We start from the raw sequence: 13,285 nt of genomic DNA, 5'->3' as shown, positions 1-13,285 counted from the left end.
CGGCACGGATCACCTCCGGACGCCCCGGACCACCGGGTGCTGCGCGACCCGCGGGCAGCCCCATTCTGACCCGAGGGACCCCCTTCGGCGCAGTGGAAATTCGCGCCGGTCCGCCCGACGTACCCGGCGGGCTGTCGGTGGCCACGGCTACGGTCCCCGGCATGCGCTACCCGGAGGCCCCGCGCCTGGACCTCGTCGACGACCTGCACGGCCACCGCGTCGCCGATCCGTACCGGTGGCTGGAGGACCCGGCCGACCCCCGCACCCAGGAGTGGTCGCAGGCGCAGGACGCGCTGGCCGGCGAGGTCCTGTCGGCCCTCCCGCTGCGCGCCCGGTTCGCCGAGCGCCTGGAGCAGCTGGTGCACGCCGGTGCAGTCGGGGTGCCGGTGTGGCGCGGGGACCGTGCCTTCTCCACCCGCCGCGACCCCGGCCAGGAGCACGCCGTGCTGCGGGTGCGCGAGGCCGACGGCACCGTGCGGGTGCTGCTCGACCCGATGGCCCTGGACCCCGAGGGGACGACGACGCTCGACGCGTGGTCGCCGTCGTGGGAGGGCGACCGGCTGGCCTACCAGCTGAGCACCGGCGGGGACGAGGAGTCGCAGCTCTTCGTCCTCGACGTCGCCACCGGGGAGCTGCTCGACGGACCGGTCGACCGGTGCCGCTACTCCCCCGTCGGCTGGCTGCCCGGCGGCGAGGAGCTGTTCTACGTCCGCCGGCTGGCGCCGGACCAGGTGCCGGCCGGCGAGGAGCAGTACCACCGCCGGGTGTGGCGTCACCGCGTCGGCGGCGACCCTGCCGACGACGTCTGCGTCCACGGCGAGGGCCTGGACCCGACCAACTACTACGGCGTCCGCACCAGCGCCGACGGCCGCTGGCTGGTCGTCTCGGCCTCGGCCGGCACCGCGCCGCGCGACGACGTCTGGCTCGCCGACCTGGCCGGCGACCCCGCGCTGCGCGAGTTCCAGGTCGGCGTCGACGCGCAGACCGCCGCGTGGGTGGCCCGCGACGGGCGGCTGTGGCTGATGAGCGACCGGGGCACCCCGCGCTGGCGGCTGGCCGTCGCCGACCCGGCGGACCCGGCCACCTGGGCGCCGGAGGCCTGGCGCGACGTCGTGCCGCAGCAGGAAGGCGCCGTGCTCTCCGACATCGCCCTCGTCGACGGGCCGGACGGCGACCTGCGGGTGCTGGCCGTGCACGCCGTGGACGCGACCGATCGGCTGTCGGTCTGGGCCGGCCCGGGCTCGTCCGCCTCCCCCGGCCGGCTCGCCGAGATCCCGGCGCCGGGGGCGGGCAGCATCTCCGGCGTCAGCGCCCCGCCGCAGGGCGGCACCACCGCGTGGGTGGGCTACACCGACTACGCGACACCGCCCTCGGTGCTGCGCTGGGACGCGGGCGAGCCGGAGGCGCTTCCCGAGTGGGAGAAGGCGCCGGTGGCCGGTGAGGTCCCGGCGATGACAGTCGTGGAGACGCACGCGACCAGCGCGGACGGCACCCCGGTGCACCTCTTCGTGCTCTCGGGCGCCGGCGGCCCGGACCGCCCGCGGCCGACGGTGCTCTACGGCTACGGCGGCTTCAACGTGTCGCTGACCCCCGGCTACTCGGCGCAGGCCCTGTCCTGGGTGGCCGCCGGCGGCGTCTGGGTGGTGGCGAACCTGCGCGGCGGGTCCGAGCACGGTGAGGAGTGGCACCGCGCCGGCATGCGCGAGCGGAAGCAGAACGTGTTCGACGACTTCGCCGCGGCCGGCGAGCACCTCGTCGCGCAGGGCTGGACGTCGCACGAGCAACTGGCGGTGATGGGCGGGTCCAACGGCGGGCTGCTGGTCGGCGCCACGCTCACCCAGCGGCCGGAGCTCGCGGCCGCCGTCGTCTGCAGCGCTCCGCTGCTGGACATGGTCCGGTACGAGCTGTTCGGCCTGGGCCGGACGTGGAACGACGAGTACGGCACCGCGGAGGACCCGGAGGAGCTGCGCTGGCTGCTCGGGTACTCCCCGTACCACGCCGTCCGCGAGGGCACGCGGTACCCGGCGGTGCTCATCACGACGTTCGAGTCCGACACCCGGGTGGACCCGTTGCACGGGCGGAAGCTGGCCGCCGCGCTGCAGCACGCCACGGCCGCGGACGCCCCGATCGTGCTGCGCCGGGAGACGTCGGTGGGGCACGGCGCGCGTGCCGTCAGCCGGACGGTCGGGCTCGCCGCCGACCAGCTGGCCTTCCTCGCCGCGCACACCGGTCTCACCAGCTGAGATCGCGCACCGTCAGACGCGGAACACGCGCTGTTCCGAAGCTGACGAGACGACGTCGACCTGTAAAGATTCCGGTAATGAGCGGATCACCCACCGTGCCTGCGGCTGACGAGGGAGCGGGCATCGGCCACGCCGACCGGCAGCCGCGGCTCCGCTCCGGTTCGCACCGGTGCGCGGACGACGGAGGAACGCTGCCAGCGAGAAGCTCCACGGGCACGGGAACGGGGCACTGCTGAGCGGGACGGCGCCGGACGGCGAGGCCGCCACCCCGCCAGTACGGCAGGCGACGTTCCGCGAGGTGTTCGCGGTGCCGGAGTTCCGGCCCCTGTTCGGCACCTTCCTGCTCTCGGCGGCCGGGGACGAGCTGGCCCGCGTGGCCCTCACCGTGCTGGTCTACGCGCGCACCGACTCCCCGCTGCTCGCGGCCCTGACCTTCGCCATCGGCTACCTGCCTTGGCTGTTCGGCGGGCCGCTGCTGTCGGTGCTCGCCGACCGGTTCCCCCGGCACCAGGTGCTGATCTCCACCGACGCCGGCCGCGCGGTGCTCGTCGCGCTCATGGCCATCCCGGGCGTACCGCTGTGGCTGCTGCTGTCCCTCCTGTTCGTCGTCGGCCTCTGCGCGCCACCGTTCGAGGCGGCCCGCGCGGCGCTCATGGCCGACGTGCTCGACGGGGACCGCTACGCCGTCGCCACCTCGCTCACCGGGATCACCGTGCAGCTGGCCCAGGTGGTCGGCTTCCTGGCCGGCGGTGCCCTGCTCGCGGTCTTCTCGCCCAGCACCGCCCTGCTCGTCGACGCCGCCACGTTCCTCGTCTCCGCCGTCTGGTTGTGGAGCCGCCTGCAACGCCGCCCCGCACCGACGGCCGAGGGAGGGCCGGACGGGCCGACCTCGCTGTGGCGGGACGCCGCCGAAGGGCTGCGCTTCATCGGGCGCAGCCCCCGGTTGCTCGCCATCGTCGCGGTGGCCTGGCTGACCACCGGCTTCCTGTACGCGCCCGAGGGCATCGCCGCCCCGCTGGTCGAGGAGATCGGTCAGGGCGTGACGGCGGTCGGCGTCCTGCTGGCCGCGAACCCGCTGGGTCTCACCATCGGCGGGCTGGTGATCGCCCGGCTCGTGGCGCCGGACCGGCGGGAAAAGCTGGTCGCGCCCCTCGTCGTCCTCTCCCTGCTGCCGGTGCTGGCCGGCGGCCTGGTCGTCGTGCTGGCCGATCCGGGCGCCGCCACCTTCTGGGTGCTCGTGGGCCTGCTCTTCCTCTCCGGACTGGCGAGCGCGTGGACGATCCCGCTCAACGTGGCCTTCGTGCAGGCGGTCCCCAGCGCCTACCGGGGCCGCGCCTTCGGGGTCGCGGCCAGCGGTCTGGCCGGCATCCAGGGCATCGGGGCGCTGCTGTCGGGCGTCGCCGCCGAGGTCGTCGACCCCTCGGTGGTGGTCGCCGCTGCGGGTGGGGTCGGAATGATCGCGGTCGCTCCGGCGCTGATTGCCTATCGGCGGACGCGGAACTCCGCGCCCGCCGCGGTCGAGGTCGAGGGAGCATCCGGGGTATGAGCGAGTCGAGGCGGTCCCTGCCGTCGGCGCGGACCTTCTACGACGAGGTCGGTGGCGAGCCCACCTTCCGCGCGCTCGTGCAGCGCTTCTACGCCGCCGTCCGCACCGACCCGGTGCTGCAGCCGATGTACCCCCAGGACGACTGGGAGGGCGCCGAGACGCGACTGCGCGGCTTCCTCGAGCAGTACTGGGGCGGGCCGGCCACCTACTCCGAGCAGCGCGGGCACCCGCGGCTGCGGATGCGGCACGCCCCGTTCGCGATCGGCCCGGTCGAGCGCGACGCCTGGCTGACCCACATGCGCGACGCCGTCGACTCCCTCGACCTCACCCCCGAGCAGGACGCGACCCTCTGGGGATACCTGGAGATGGCGGCGCGCAGCATGCAGAACCGTTTCCCGGCCGACGCCGACGGGGATCTCTCCCCCGCCTGAGCCGACCGCGGCCCGCGCACATCCACGACCCCGAGGAGCCCGGTGACCCCGAGGCCGACCACTGCCCTGCCCACCGACGCCGACTGGTGGCGCGACGCGGTCTTCTACCAGATCTACATCCGCAGCTTCGCCGACGGCAACGGTGACGGTGTCGGCGACCTCGCCGGCATCCGGGCGCGGTTGCCCTACCTGTCCGACCTCGGTGTCGACGCGCTGTGGATCACCCCGTTCTACCCCTCGCCCATGGCCGACCACGGCTACGACGTGGCCGACCCGCGCGACGTCGAGCCGGTGTTCGGCGACCTGGCGGAGTTCGACGCGATGCTCGCCGAGGCGCACGCCCTGGGCATCCGGGTGACCGTCGACCTGGTGCCCAACCACAGCTCGCACGACCACGAGTGGTTCCAGGCGGCGATGACCGCCGCGCCGGGCTCCCCGGAGCGGGCGCGCTACATCTTCCGCGACGGCCGCGGCCCCGACGGTGCCGAGCCGCCGAACAACTGGCCGTCGGTCTTCGGTGGCCCGGCCTGGACCCGCGTGCCGGACGGGCAGTGGTACCTGCACATCTTCGCGCCCGAGCAGCCGGACCTGGACTTCGCCAACCCCGAGGTGGTCGCCGACCTCGAGGAGACGATGCGCTTCTGGCTCGACCGCGGGGTCGACGGCTTCCGCATCGACGTGGCGCACGGCATGGCCAAGCCCGAGGGGCTGCCGGACATGCTGCCGATGGACGACACCGGTCTGCTCGACGACCACGGGCCCGGCGACCACCGCTTCGACCAGGACGGCGTGCACGTGGTGCACCGGCGCATCCGGGCGGTGCTGGAGGAGTACCCGGGGACCATGGCCGTCGGCGAGGTCTGGGTGTCCGACGACGAGCGGCTGGCCCAGTACCTGCGCGAGGACGAGCTGCAGCTGGCGTTCAACTTCAAGCTGCTGACCGCCGAGTGGACGCCCCAGGGCCTGCGCGACGCGATCACCCACTCGTTGGCCGCCGTCGCCGGCACGCCCGCACCGGCCTGCTGGGTGCTGTCCAACCACGACCGGCCGCGGCACGTCACCCGCTACGGCGACGGGGAGCTCGGGACGCGGCGGGCCCGGGCGGCCGCGCTGCTGCAGCTGGCGCTGCCGGGGGCCGCCTACCTCTACAACGGCGACGAGCTCGGCATGCCCGACGTCGACCTCCCCGACGAGGTGCTCCAGGACCCGATCTGGTTCCGCTCCGAGGGCGCCGAGCGCGGCCGGGACGCGTGCCGGATCCCGGTGCCCTGGTCGGGCACGGAGCCCTCCTACGGATTCTCCACGCACCCGGACACCTGGCTGCCGATGCCCGAGGGCTGGGGTGCGCTGACGGCCGCGGCCCAGCGCGACGACGACGGTTCGATGCTGTCGCTGTATCGAAAGGCGCTCGAGCTGCGCGCTTCCGCCCCCGTGTTCAGCGGGGCGGATGTGCAGTGGTTACAGGCACCCGACGGTTGTGTCGCCTTCCGCCGTCCCGGCGGGCTGGTCTGCCTGGTGAACCTGTCGGGCGCCGAGGTCCCCTTGCCGGAGGGCCGGGTGCTGCTCGCCAGCGGGCCGGTGGACGGCGGGACGGTGCCCGAGGACACGGCGGTGTGGCTCCAGGCATGACCGCCGGCCGGGCCTCCGGAACGGCTCCGGTACCTTCCGCCGCGTGAAGTCCAGGGATCTCGCCTACGTCGCCCTGTTCGCCGCCATCGTCGCGGTGCTGGGTCTGATTCCGCCGGTGCCCGTGCCCGGCCTCCCCGTGCCGATCACGGCGCAGACCCTGGGCGTGATGCTCGCCGGGTCGGTGCTGGGCGCCAAGCGCGGCGGCCTGGCGCTGCTCGTCTTCCTGGCCCTGGTGGCCATGGGCGCGCCGCTCCTGTCCGGCGGCCGCGGGGGCCTGAGCGTCTTCGCCGGCCCGACCGCGGGCTACCTGTACAGCTGGCCCATCGCCGCCTTCGTCATCGGGCTGCTGACCCAGCTGTTCTGGCGACGGTTCAACCTGGCGTGGGCGCTGGTGGCCAACATGATCGGCGGGATCCTCGTGATCTACGCGATCGGCATCCCGTTCACCAGCCTCTTCGGCGACGTGCCGCTGTGGGCGTCGTTCACCGGCTCGCTCACGTTCATCCCGGGCGACCTGGTCAAGGCCGTCGTCGCCTCGCTGGTGGCCGTGGCGGTGCGTCGCGCCTACCCGGTGATCGAGCTGCCGACCCGGCGCGCCACCGCGAGCTGACCGGCGTGCGGTGGCGACGGCGTCCGGAGGCGGACGCCGAGACACCGGCGGTCGCGCTCGGCTCGGGGATCGAGCTGCGCGACGTCGGGCACGACTACGGCGACCGGACCGTGCTCGCCGACGTCTCGCTCACCCTCACCGAGCGGCGGGTGGGCGTGATCGGCGCCAACGGTTCCGGGAAGAGCACGTTCGCCCGGCTGCTCAACGGCCTGGTCGTACCCACGTCGGGCACCGTGCTCGTCGACGGCCTGGACACCCGGACCCAGGCGCGGGCGGTACGCCGGCGGGTCGGCTTCGTGTTCCAGGACCCGGACGCGCAGATCGTGCACCCCACCGTGGCCGAGGACCTCGCCTTCGGCCCGCACAACCAGGGCGTGCCCGCCGAGGAGATCGAGCGGCGGGTCGAGGAGATGCTCGACCGCTACGGGCTGGCCGGGCACCGCGACCATCCCGCGCACCTGCTCTCCGGCGGGCAGAAGCAGCTGCTGGCGATCGCCGGCGTGCTGGCGATGCGACCCCAGCGGATCGTGTTCGACGAGCCGACGACCCTGCTGGACCTGGCCAACACGCGGCGGGTGGCCCGGGTGATCGAGGAGCTGGAGCAGGACGTCGTCGTCGTCACCCACCACCTCGACCTGCTCGCCGGCTTCGACCGCGTGCTGGTGGTCGAGGACGGGCGGGTGGCGGCCGACGGAGCCCCCGGCGAGACGGTGCCCTGGTACGTGGCGAGGATGGACTGATGCTGTCGCTCTACGTGCCGGGGCACAGCGTCGTCCACCGGGCGCCGGCCGGGGTCAAGCTGGGGCTGCTCGCGGCGCTCGGGGTGGGGCTCTTCCTCACCGAGCGGCCGGCGGTCGTGGGCGGTGCGCTGGTCGTGGCGCTGGCCGTCGGGCTGGGCGCCGCGCGGTTGCCGTGGCGGGCGCTGGCGGCGCAGGTGCGCCCGGTCTGGCTCTGGCTTGCGGTGCTGTTCGTCTTCCACCTGCTGGTCACCGATCTGCGGACCGGCACGGTCGCGGTGCTGCGGCTGCTCGCGCTGCTCGTGGCGGCCGCCGTGGTGACGGCGACGACCCGGGTCACCGCGCTGGTGGCGGTCGTGGAATGGCTGGCCTCGCCGCTGCGGGTGTTCGGCGTGCGACCGGCGCGGATCGGGCTGGTCATCGCCATGACGTTGCGCTTCATCCCGCTGGTCGCCGAGCGGGCCGCCCGGATCCGGGAGGCACAGGCCGCCCGGGGGGCGGACCGCCTGCGGTGGGGCATGGCGGTCCCGCTGCTGGTGCAGGTGCTGCGGATGGCGGCCACGGTCGGTGAGGCGCTGGACGCCCGCGGCGCGGACGACGCACCGGCCCGCCGTCCACGGCGTCGCCCGGCGGTGGCCTCGTGACCGGGACCGTGCGCGAGATCTGGCTGACCGGCGCGGCCGGCTCCCCGATGCGGCGGGTGCCGGGCGGCCGGCTGCTGCCCGGCGCCGGTCTGGAGGGCGACCGGTACGCCCTCGGCGGCGGGACGTGGGCGCAGTACCCGGACCTGGAGAAGCAGCTGACGCTCATCGACCGGGACGACGTCGCGGCCGTCGCGGCGGAGGTGGGTGCCGACCTCTCCCCCGGCGACACCCGGCGAAACCTGGTGACCTCGGGGATCGAGCTGCCGTCGCTGGTCGGCAGCTGGTTCGCGGTGGGTGACGCGCTGCTGTTCGGCATGAAGCGCTGCCCGCCGTGCACGCACCTGGAGCGGTTGACCGGGCTGAAGCTGGTCAAGGCGATGGTGAACCGGGGCGGGATCAACGCGGCCGTCTTCGGCGGCGGGCTGGTCACCGAGGGCGCGGTCGTGCGGCCGGTCCCGGACGAGGAGGCGGCCCGGCGCGGCGCTCCCGCCGGCGCCGACCGCCCGGTGCCGCGGATCGTCAACGGCTGAACGGGCGCCCGCGGCGCCTCGTCGACGGCTGCAGACCCTCACCCGGCACGCTCTCCCTCTGCTCACCTGAGGGAGCAGAGGCGGACTGTCCGCAGGCCCTCCCGACCTGCTCGCTAGCCGCCCGGCTCGTCGGCCCAGCGGGCGAGGAACTCCTTCTCCTCCGGGGTGAGCCGGCGCGGCCGGTTCAGCGAGAAGTCGAACGGGACCAGCAGCGTGCTGCCGGTGACGGCGAGCGCGCCGTGATCGAACAGCTCGTAGTGGCAGGTGAAGGCCGCCGCGCGGACGCCGGACACCCAGAGCTGGATCTCCAACGGATCCTGGTCGTAGACGACCGACCGCTTGTAGGCGATCTCGTGCGAGGCGACGACGAGACCACGACGCATCCCGGTCTTCTCGTCGTGCGTGGGCTGCTCGAAGAACAGGTTCACGCGGGCCATCTCGAAGTAGCCGAGGAAGGCGACGTTGTTGATGTGCTGGTAGGCGTCCATGTCCGACCAGCGCATCGGGACGTGCACGGTGTGCCTCACACCGAGCACCCTGCCCTACGCCGACCGCGCGGGAGGGAACCGGCCCCGGTTCGCGGCCTAGCCTCCGGTGGGTGGACGAGCCCTGGGACGCAACAGCACCCGGTGTGCTCGCGCTGCCGTCCGGCCGCCTGGTGCGCGGACGGGGCCTGCGTGCGCCGCTGCCTGCCGGTGCGGTGCCCGGGTTCGGCGTCTATCTGGCCCGGCGACCGGGCGGGCCGCTGGACTGGGACGGCCGGTGGGTGCGGTGGCCGGACTTCCGGCTGCCGCGGGACCCGGCGGACCTGCGGCACGCGCTGACGGAGGCGTGGGAGCGGGCGGTGGGCGAGCGGGTCGAGGTCGCGTGCGGCGGCGGCACCGGCCGCACCGGCACCGCGCTGGCGTGCCTGGCGGTGCTGGACGGGGTGCCGACCGCCGACGCCGTCGACTTCGTCCGCGCGCGCTACCGGCTGCGGGCGGTGGAGACCCGAGCGCAGCGCCGCTTCGTCGCCGGCTTCCTCGCCTGACGGAGCGCGGAGCGGCGGCGGCACTCAGCCGCCGAGCCGGCGGGCGAGCCGTTCCTGGCCCGGTCCGGAGAGTTCGCCGAGGACTCCACGGCGGCCGGCCACCGTCATGAGGATCGCCTCGCCCGGTCCGGTGACCTCGGGCCCGCGTCCGAAGGTCCAGTCGATGTCGGTGGCCACCAGGCGGACGTCGCGGACGCGGAGGACCCCGAGCAGCGTCGGCGCGAACAGCGCGGTGCGCAGGGCAGGGACCAGCCGCTCCGCTGGGATCGACCGGGGCAGGCCGAGCGGCCGGCGGATGTCCTGCTGGTGGATCATGCCGTCGGTCAGGGCGATCGCCCCGCCCATCCCGGCGGTCAGCCCGGCCGGGGTCAGGTAGGCGTCCAGCAGCTGGAGCAGTTCGGCGGGGCTGCGGCGCGCGTACTCCAAGAGTCCGACGGCGTTGACGCCGTCGATCCGGAGCCGCCCACGGACGAAGCGTTCGACGAGCTGCCGGGGGCCGAGCTCCTCGTAGCTGAGCATGTGCGCGACCACGTCGTGCACCGACCAGCCGGTGCACAGCGATGGTGCCTGCCACTGCTCCGGGGTGAGCCCGCCCAGCAGGTTCCGAAGGTCCTCGCGCTCCGCTCGGGCCAGTGCCATCACGCCCATCGCGGCTCCCGCCATGTCGATGCCGCACCGGTGCGTGGCAGGTCTGGCGCGAGGCTAGGCCGTCGGCGTCAGCCTGGCGAGACCCCGCCGCGCGCCCTGGCCAGGAACGCCGTCAGCCGGCGCGGAGCAGCTGCTCCACGCCGGCCGACGGCGAGGGATGGCACGGCCACGCTGCAGGGGCCCACGCCGAGCGTGGGGGGCAGCGGGGTCCTTCGTCAGTCCCGGCTGAGCTTGCGGTAGGTCGCGCGGTGCGGCCGGGTGGCCTCCTGGCCGAGCCGCTCGATCTTGTTCTTCTCGTAGTCGGCGAAGTTGCCCTCGAACCAGAACCACTTGGAGTCGCCCTCGTAGGCGAGGATGTGGGTGGCGACCCGGTCGAGGAACCACCGGTCGTGGCTGACCACGACGGCGCAGCCGGGGAAGTCCAGCAGCGCGCTCTCGAGGCTGGTGAGCGTCTCCACGTCGAGGTCGTTGGTCGGCTCGTCGAGCAGCAGCAGGTTGCCGCCCTGCTTGAGGGTCAGCGCCAGGTTCAGCCGGTTGCGCTCACCACCGGACAGCACGCCGGCCGGCTTCTGCTGGTCCGGGCCCTTGAAGCCGAACGCCGCGACGTAGGCCCGCGAGGGCATCTCCACGTTGCCGACCTTGATGTGGTCGAGGCCGTCGGAGACGACGTCCCACAGCGTCTTCTTGGGGTCGATGCCGCCGCGGCTCTGCTCGACGTAGGAGAGCTTGACGGTCTCGCCGACCTTGATCTCCCCCTCGTCGGGCTTCTCCTCGCCGACCAGCATCTTGAACAGCGTGGTCTTGCCGGCGCCGTTCGGGCCGACGACGCCGACGATGCCGTTGCGCGGCAGGGTGAACGACAGGTCGTCGATCAGCACGCGGTCGCCGAAGCCCTTGGTCAGGTTCTTGGTCTCGACGACGACGCTGCCCAGGCGCGGGCCCGGCGGGATCTGGATCTCCTCGAAGTCCAGCTTGCGGAACTTGTCGGCCTCCGCGGCCATCTCCTCGTACCGGGCGAGGCGCGCCTTGCTCTTGGCCTGGCGGGCCTTCGCGCCGGAGCGGACCCACTCCAGCTCCTCCTTGAGCCGCTTGGCGCGCTTGGCGTCCTTGGCCCCCTCGACCTGCAGGCGGGCAGCCTTGGTCTCCAGGTAGGTGGAGTAGTTGCCCTCGTAGGGGTAGGCGCGCCCGCGGTCGAGCTCGAGGATCCACTGGGCCACGTTGTCCAGGAAGTACCGGTCGTGTGTGACGGCGACGACGGTGCCGGCGTACTTCTCCAGGTGCTGCTCCAGCCACGCCACGCTCTCGGCGTCGAGGTGGTTGGTGGGCTCGTCGAGCAGCAGCAGGTCCGGCGCCTCGAGCAGCAGCTTGCACAGCGCGACGCGGCGACGCTCACCACCGGAGAGGACCGTGACGTCGGCGTCGCCCGGCGGGCAGCGCAGCGCGTCCATGGCCTGCTCGATGCGGGCGTCGAGCTCCCAGCCGTCGTTGTTCTCGATGACCTCCATGAGCTCGCCCTGCTCGGCCAGCAGCGAGTCGAAGTCGGCGTCGGGCTCACCCATCGCCGCACTGACCTCCTCGAAGCGGCGCAGCGCGTCGCGGAGCGGCTTGACCGCCTCCTCGACGTTGCCCCGGACGTCGAGGGCCTCGTTGAGCGGCGGCTCCTGCAGCAGGATCCCGACGGTCGCGTCGGGCGCGAGCGTCGCCTCACCGTTGGAGGGCTGCTGCATGCCGGCCATGATCTGGAGGACGGTGGACTTGCCGGCGCCGTTGGGGCCGACCACGCCGATCTTGGCGCCGGGCAGGAACGACAGGGTGACGTTGTCGAGGATCACCTTGTCGCCGTGCGCCTTGCGCGCACGGACCATCGTGTAGATGTACTGAGCCACTGGCGTGCCGAGCCTTCCGTCGTCTTCGCGAGCGGGGGCGGGACCGCCGGTTCGCGGCCCCACCCCGTCCGTTCTCGCTGTCGATCCTCCCAGCCCGGGGCAACTACGCGTGCGCGGGCTCGGAATCGAGGTCGTCTGCGTCCGCGGAGTGCAACGCGTCGACGGTCACCTCGTACTCCCGGCCGGCGGGACTGCCCGGCGAGGCGGAGTCGTCGACCGGCCCGGCGCCGCCCTGCTGGTCCGGCTCCCCCGCCGCGGTCGACTCGCTCCCGGCGGCGTCGGCCGGGCGACCGGACCGCTTGAAGACCGACATCCCCTTGGCGAGGTTGGGCCCGACGGCGAAGGCCTTGATCCGCGGCTTGCTGCGCGGCCCGGTCTCGGACTCCCAGCTGTGGGTGGTGAGGGCGCCCTGGACGATGACCGGGTCGCCCTTGCTGATGGAGCCGGCCACGTTGCCGCTCAGGCCGTTCCAGCACTCGACGTCGACCCAGAACGTGCCGGAGTCGACGAACTGCTCGGTGCCGGCGTCGTAGCGGCGGGCGGTGGAGGCGAGGCGGAAGTTGGTCACCGCGCCGTTCTGCGTGTTGTTGCGGCGCGGGGCGTCGGCGACGTTGCCGACGACGGTGACGATCGTGTCGTTCACGGTGCTCCTCGGATGTGCTGCGCCGGGGACGGCGCGACCGGCGCGGTGCCGGTGTGCCGTCGACCCTGACCGCCGCGCGGGCCGCCGGGCGGCGGGTTCCGGCATCTGTGGACACCGCTGCACCTGTGGACGACGCGACGCCCGGTCCTGCACCCCCGGGCGGCGGCCGATGCGATGATCGGGCGCGCGAGCGCCCGTAGCTCAGCGGATAGAGCAGGTGCCTTCTAAGCACTTGGTCGCAGGTTCGATCCCTGCCGGGCGCGCTCCGGGTCGTCGTCCCCGGCGTGGGTCACGGCTCCGCGACTGCCGACGGGCGCGGGAAGTCGGTGTTCTCGACCGTGAAGCCGCCGAAGGTCGCGAATGCGGACAGCCCGGCGCACGCAGCCACGACGGCCACCGACTCCACGACCTTGCGCAGCAGCTCCCCCACGGGAGGCATCCTGGGCCGCTCCTCACCCTCCGTGGTCGCCGAGGGCGGTGGTCCACCCGTCCGAGGTCCACGGCAAGCCGGACGGGTGACGCGCGGCCCGCACGCCGGGTTGCCGGCCGCGCGGTCGTCCGCCGAACAACCGCCCAGATAGGCGTTCCGACCGGACACAGCTTTCGCGATTGAGTGACGCGGGTCACGGGTAGAGCCGCCCAGCCGGCGCGCGGGGGCAATGTGCCGGCACAGGGGGCGTCGGAGGCGACGAGTGCGCAGGGGAACGA

14 protein-coding genes and 1 tRNA gene are annotated in these 13,285 nt (G+C 73.8%); 10 read left to right on the top strand and 5 right to left on the bottom strand.

The window, feature by feature from the left end; all coding sequences use genetic code 11:
• Positions 1 to 161 precede the first annotated feature (161 nt).
• From GCU60_RS15845 to GCU60_RS15810, 8 genes are all read left to right on the top strand, one after another.
• Positions 162 to 2,243, top strand: a complete 2,082-nt coding sequence (locus tag GCU60_RS15845) for a prolyl oligopeptidase family serine peptidase (RefSeq protein ID WP_163206958.1) — start codon at positions 162 to 164, stop codon at positions 2,241 to 2,243.
• A gap of 169 nt (positions 2,244 to 2,412) precedes the next feature.
• A complete protein-coding gene (locus GCU60_RS15840; protein WP_345770640.1) occupies positions 2,413 to 3,789 on the top strand; it encodes an MFS transporter in 1,377 nt (458 codons plus the stop codon).
• The gene (locus GCU60_RS15835; protein WP_163206956.1) at positions 3,786 to 4,220 is read left to right on the top strand and encodes a globin; all 435 of its coding nucleotides are present in this window, start codon (positions 3,786 to 3,788) and stop codon (positions 4,218 to 4,220) included. Before GCU60_RS15840 ends, GCU60_RS15835 begins: the two co-directional genes overlap by 4 nt.
• Before the next feature lie 42 nt (positions 4,221 to 4,262).
• Positions 4,263 to 5,849, top strand: coding sequence for a glycoside hydrolase family 13 protein (locus GCU60_RS15830; protein ID WP_345770639.1), 1,587 nt, complete (start codon positions 4,263 to 4,265; stop codon positions 5,847 to 5,849).
• A 43-nt stretch (positions 5,850 to 5,892) separates the two neighbouring features.
• On the top strand, positions 5,893 to 6,459 hold the full coding sequence (locus GCU60_RS15825) for a biotin transporter BioY (protein WP_163206954.1): 567 nt from the start codon (positions 5,893 to 5,895) through the stop codon (positions 6,457 to 6,459).
• Between the two features lie 5 nt (positions 6,460 to 6,464).
• Entirely contained in the window at positions 6,465 to 7,199 is a 735-nt protein-coding gene (locus tag GCU60_RS15820; RefSeq protein WP_163206952.1) for an ATP-binding cassette domain-containing protein, read from the top strand.
• Positions 7,199 to 7,840: an energy-coupling factor transporter transmembrane component T family protein gene (locus GCU60_RS15815; RefSeq protein WP_163206950.1), complete on the top strand. Its 642-nt coding sequence runs from the start codon at positions 7,199 to 7,201 to the stop codon at positions 7,838 to 7,840. Before GCU60_RS15820 ends, GCU60_RS15815 begins: the two co-directional genes overlap by 1 nt.
• Positions 7,837 to 8,370, top strand: a complete 534-nt coding sequence (locus GCU60_RS15810; protein WP_345770638.1) for an MOSC domain-containing protein — start codon at positions 7,837 to 7,839, stop codon at positions 8,368 to 8,370. Before GCU60_RS15815 ends, GCU60_RS15810 begins: the two co-directional genes overlap by 4 nt.
• A 113-nt stretch (positions 8,371 to 8,483) precedes the next feature.
• On the opposite strand, the gene GCU60_RS15805 is transcribed toward GCU60_RS15810, so the two are convergent.
• On the bottom strand, positions 8,484 to 8,897 hold the full coding sequence (locus GCU60_RS15805) for an acyl-CoA thioesterase (RefSeq protein ID WP_345770637.1): 414 nt from the start codon (positions 8,895 to 8,897) through the stop codon (positions 8,484 to 8,486).
• A 71-nt stretch (positions 8,898 to 8,968) separates the two neighbouring features.
• On the opposite strand from GCU60_RS15805, the gene GCU60_RS15800 reads away from it, so the two are divergent.
• Entirely contained in the window at positions 8,969 to 9,400 is a 432-nt protein-coding gene (locus GCU60_RS15800; RefSeq protein ID WP_163206947.1) for a protein-tyrosine phosphatase family protein, read from the top strand.
• A 24-nt stretch (positions 9,401 to 9,424) separates the two neighbouring features.
• On the opposite strand, the gene GCU60_RS15795 is transcribed toward GCU60_RS15800, so the two are convergent.
• From GCU60_RS15795 to GCU60_RS15785, 3 genes are all read right to left on the bottom strand, one after another.
• Positions 9,425 to 10,063 (bottom strand): maleylpyruvate isomerase family mycothiol-dependent enzyme, encoded by a 639-nt coding sequence (locus tag GCU60_RS15795; protein ID WP_204262146.1) that lies wholly within the window; start codon positions 10,061 to 10,063, stop codon positions 9,425 to 9,427.
• A gap of 200 nt (positions 10,064 to 10,263) precedes the next feature.
• Positions 10,264 to 11,934, bottom strand: coding sequence for an energy-dependent translational throttle protein EttA (gene ettA / locus GCU60_RS15790; protein ID WP_163206945.1), 1,671 nt, complete (start codon positions 11,932 to 11,934; stop codon positions 10,264 to 10,266).
• 103 nt (positions 11,935 to 12,037) lie between these two features.
• Complete coding sequence (locus GCU60_RS15785) at positions 12,038 to 12,577, bottom strand: single-stranded DNA-binding protein (RefSeq protein ID WP_163206943.1); 540 nt, start codon at positions 12,575 to 12,577, stop codon at positions 12,038 to 12,040.
• 190 nt (positions 12,578 to 12,767) lie between these two features.
• Between GCU60_RS15785 and GCU60_RS15780 the strand changes: the two genes are divergently transcribed.
• Positions 12,768 to 12,840, top strand: a tRNA-Arg gene (locus GCU60_RS15780).
• 26 nt (positions 12,841 to 12,866) lie between these two features.
• Here the strand turns inward: GCU60_RS15780 and GCU60_RS15775 are convergent.
• Positions 12,867 to 13,016: a hypothetical protein gene (locus GCU60_RS15775; protein ID WP_163206941.1), complete on the bottom strand. Its 150-nt coding sequence runs from the start codon at positions 13,014 to 13,016 to the stop codon at positions 12,867 to 12,869.
• Positions 13,017 to 13,285: the final 269 nt, after the last annotated feature.

The sequence above is a fragment of the Blastococcus saxobsidens genome (genome assembly GCF_010682065.1).
GTDB lineage: Bacteria > Actinomycetota > Actinomycetes > Mycobacteriales > Geodermatophilaceae > Blastococcus > Blastococcus saxobsidens_B.
This window is presented reverse-complemented; position numbering and strand designations above follow the sequence as displayed.

Excerpts from the sequence above, each read along its gene's own strand:
- GCU60_RS15815 (WP_163206950.1), top strand. The coding sequence starts at position 7,199 with ATGCTGTCGCTCTACGTGCCGGGGCACAGCGTCGTCCACCGGGCGCCG.
- GCU60_RS15835 (WP_163206956.1), top strand. The coding sequence starts at position 3,786 with ATGAGCGAGTCGAGGCGGTCCCTGCCGTCGGCGCGGACCTTCTACGAC.
- GCU60_RS15775 (WP_163206941.1), bottom strand. The coding sequence starts at position 13,016 with ATGCCTCCCGTGGGGGAGCTGCTGCGCAAGGTCGTGGAGTCGGTGGCC.
- GCU60_RS15795 (WP_204262146.1), bottom strand. The coding sequence starts at position 10,063 with ATGGCGGGAGCCGCGATGGGCGTGATGGCACTGGCCCGAGCGGAGCGC.
- GCU60_RS15845 (WP_163206958.1), top strand. The coding sequence starts at position 162 with ATGCGCTACCCGGAGGCCCCGCGCCTGGACCTCGTCGACGACCTGCAC.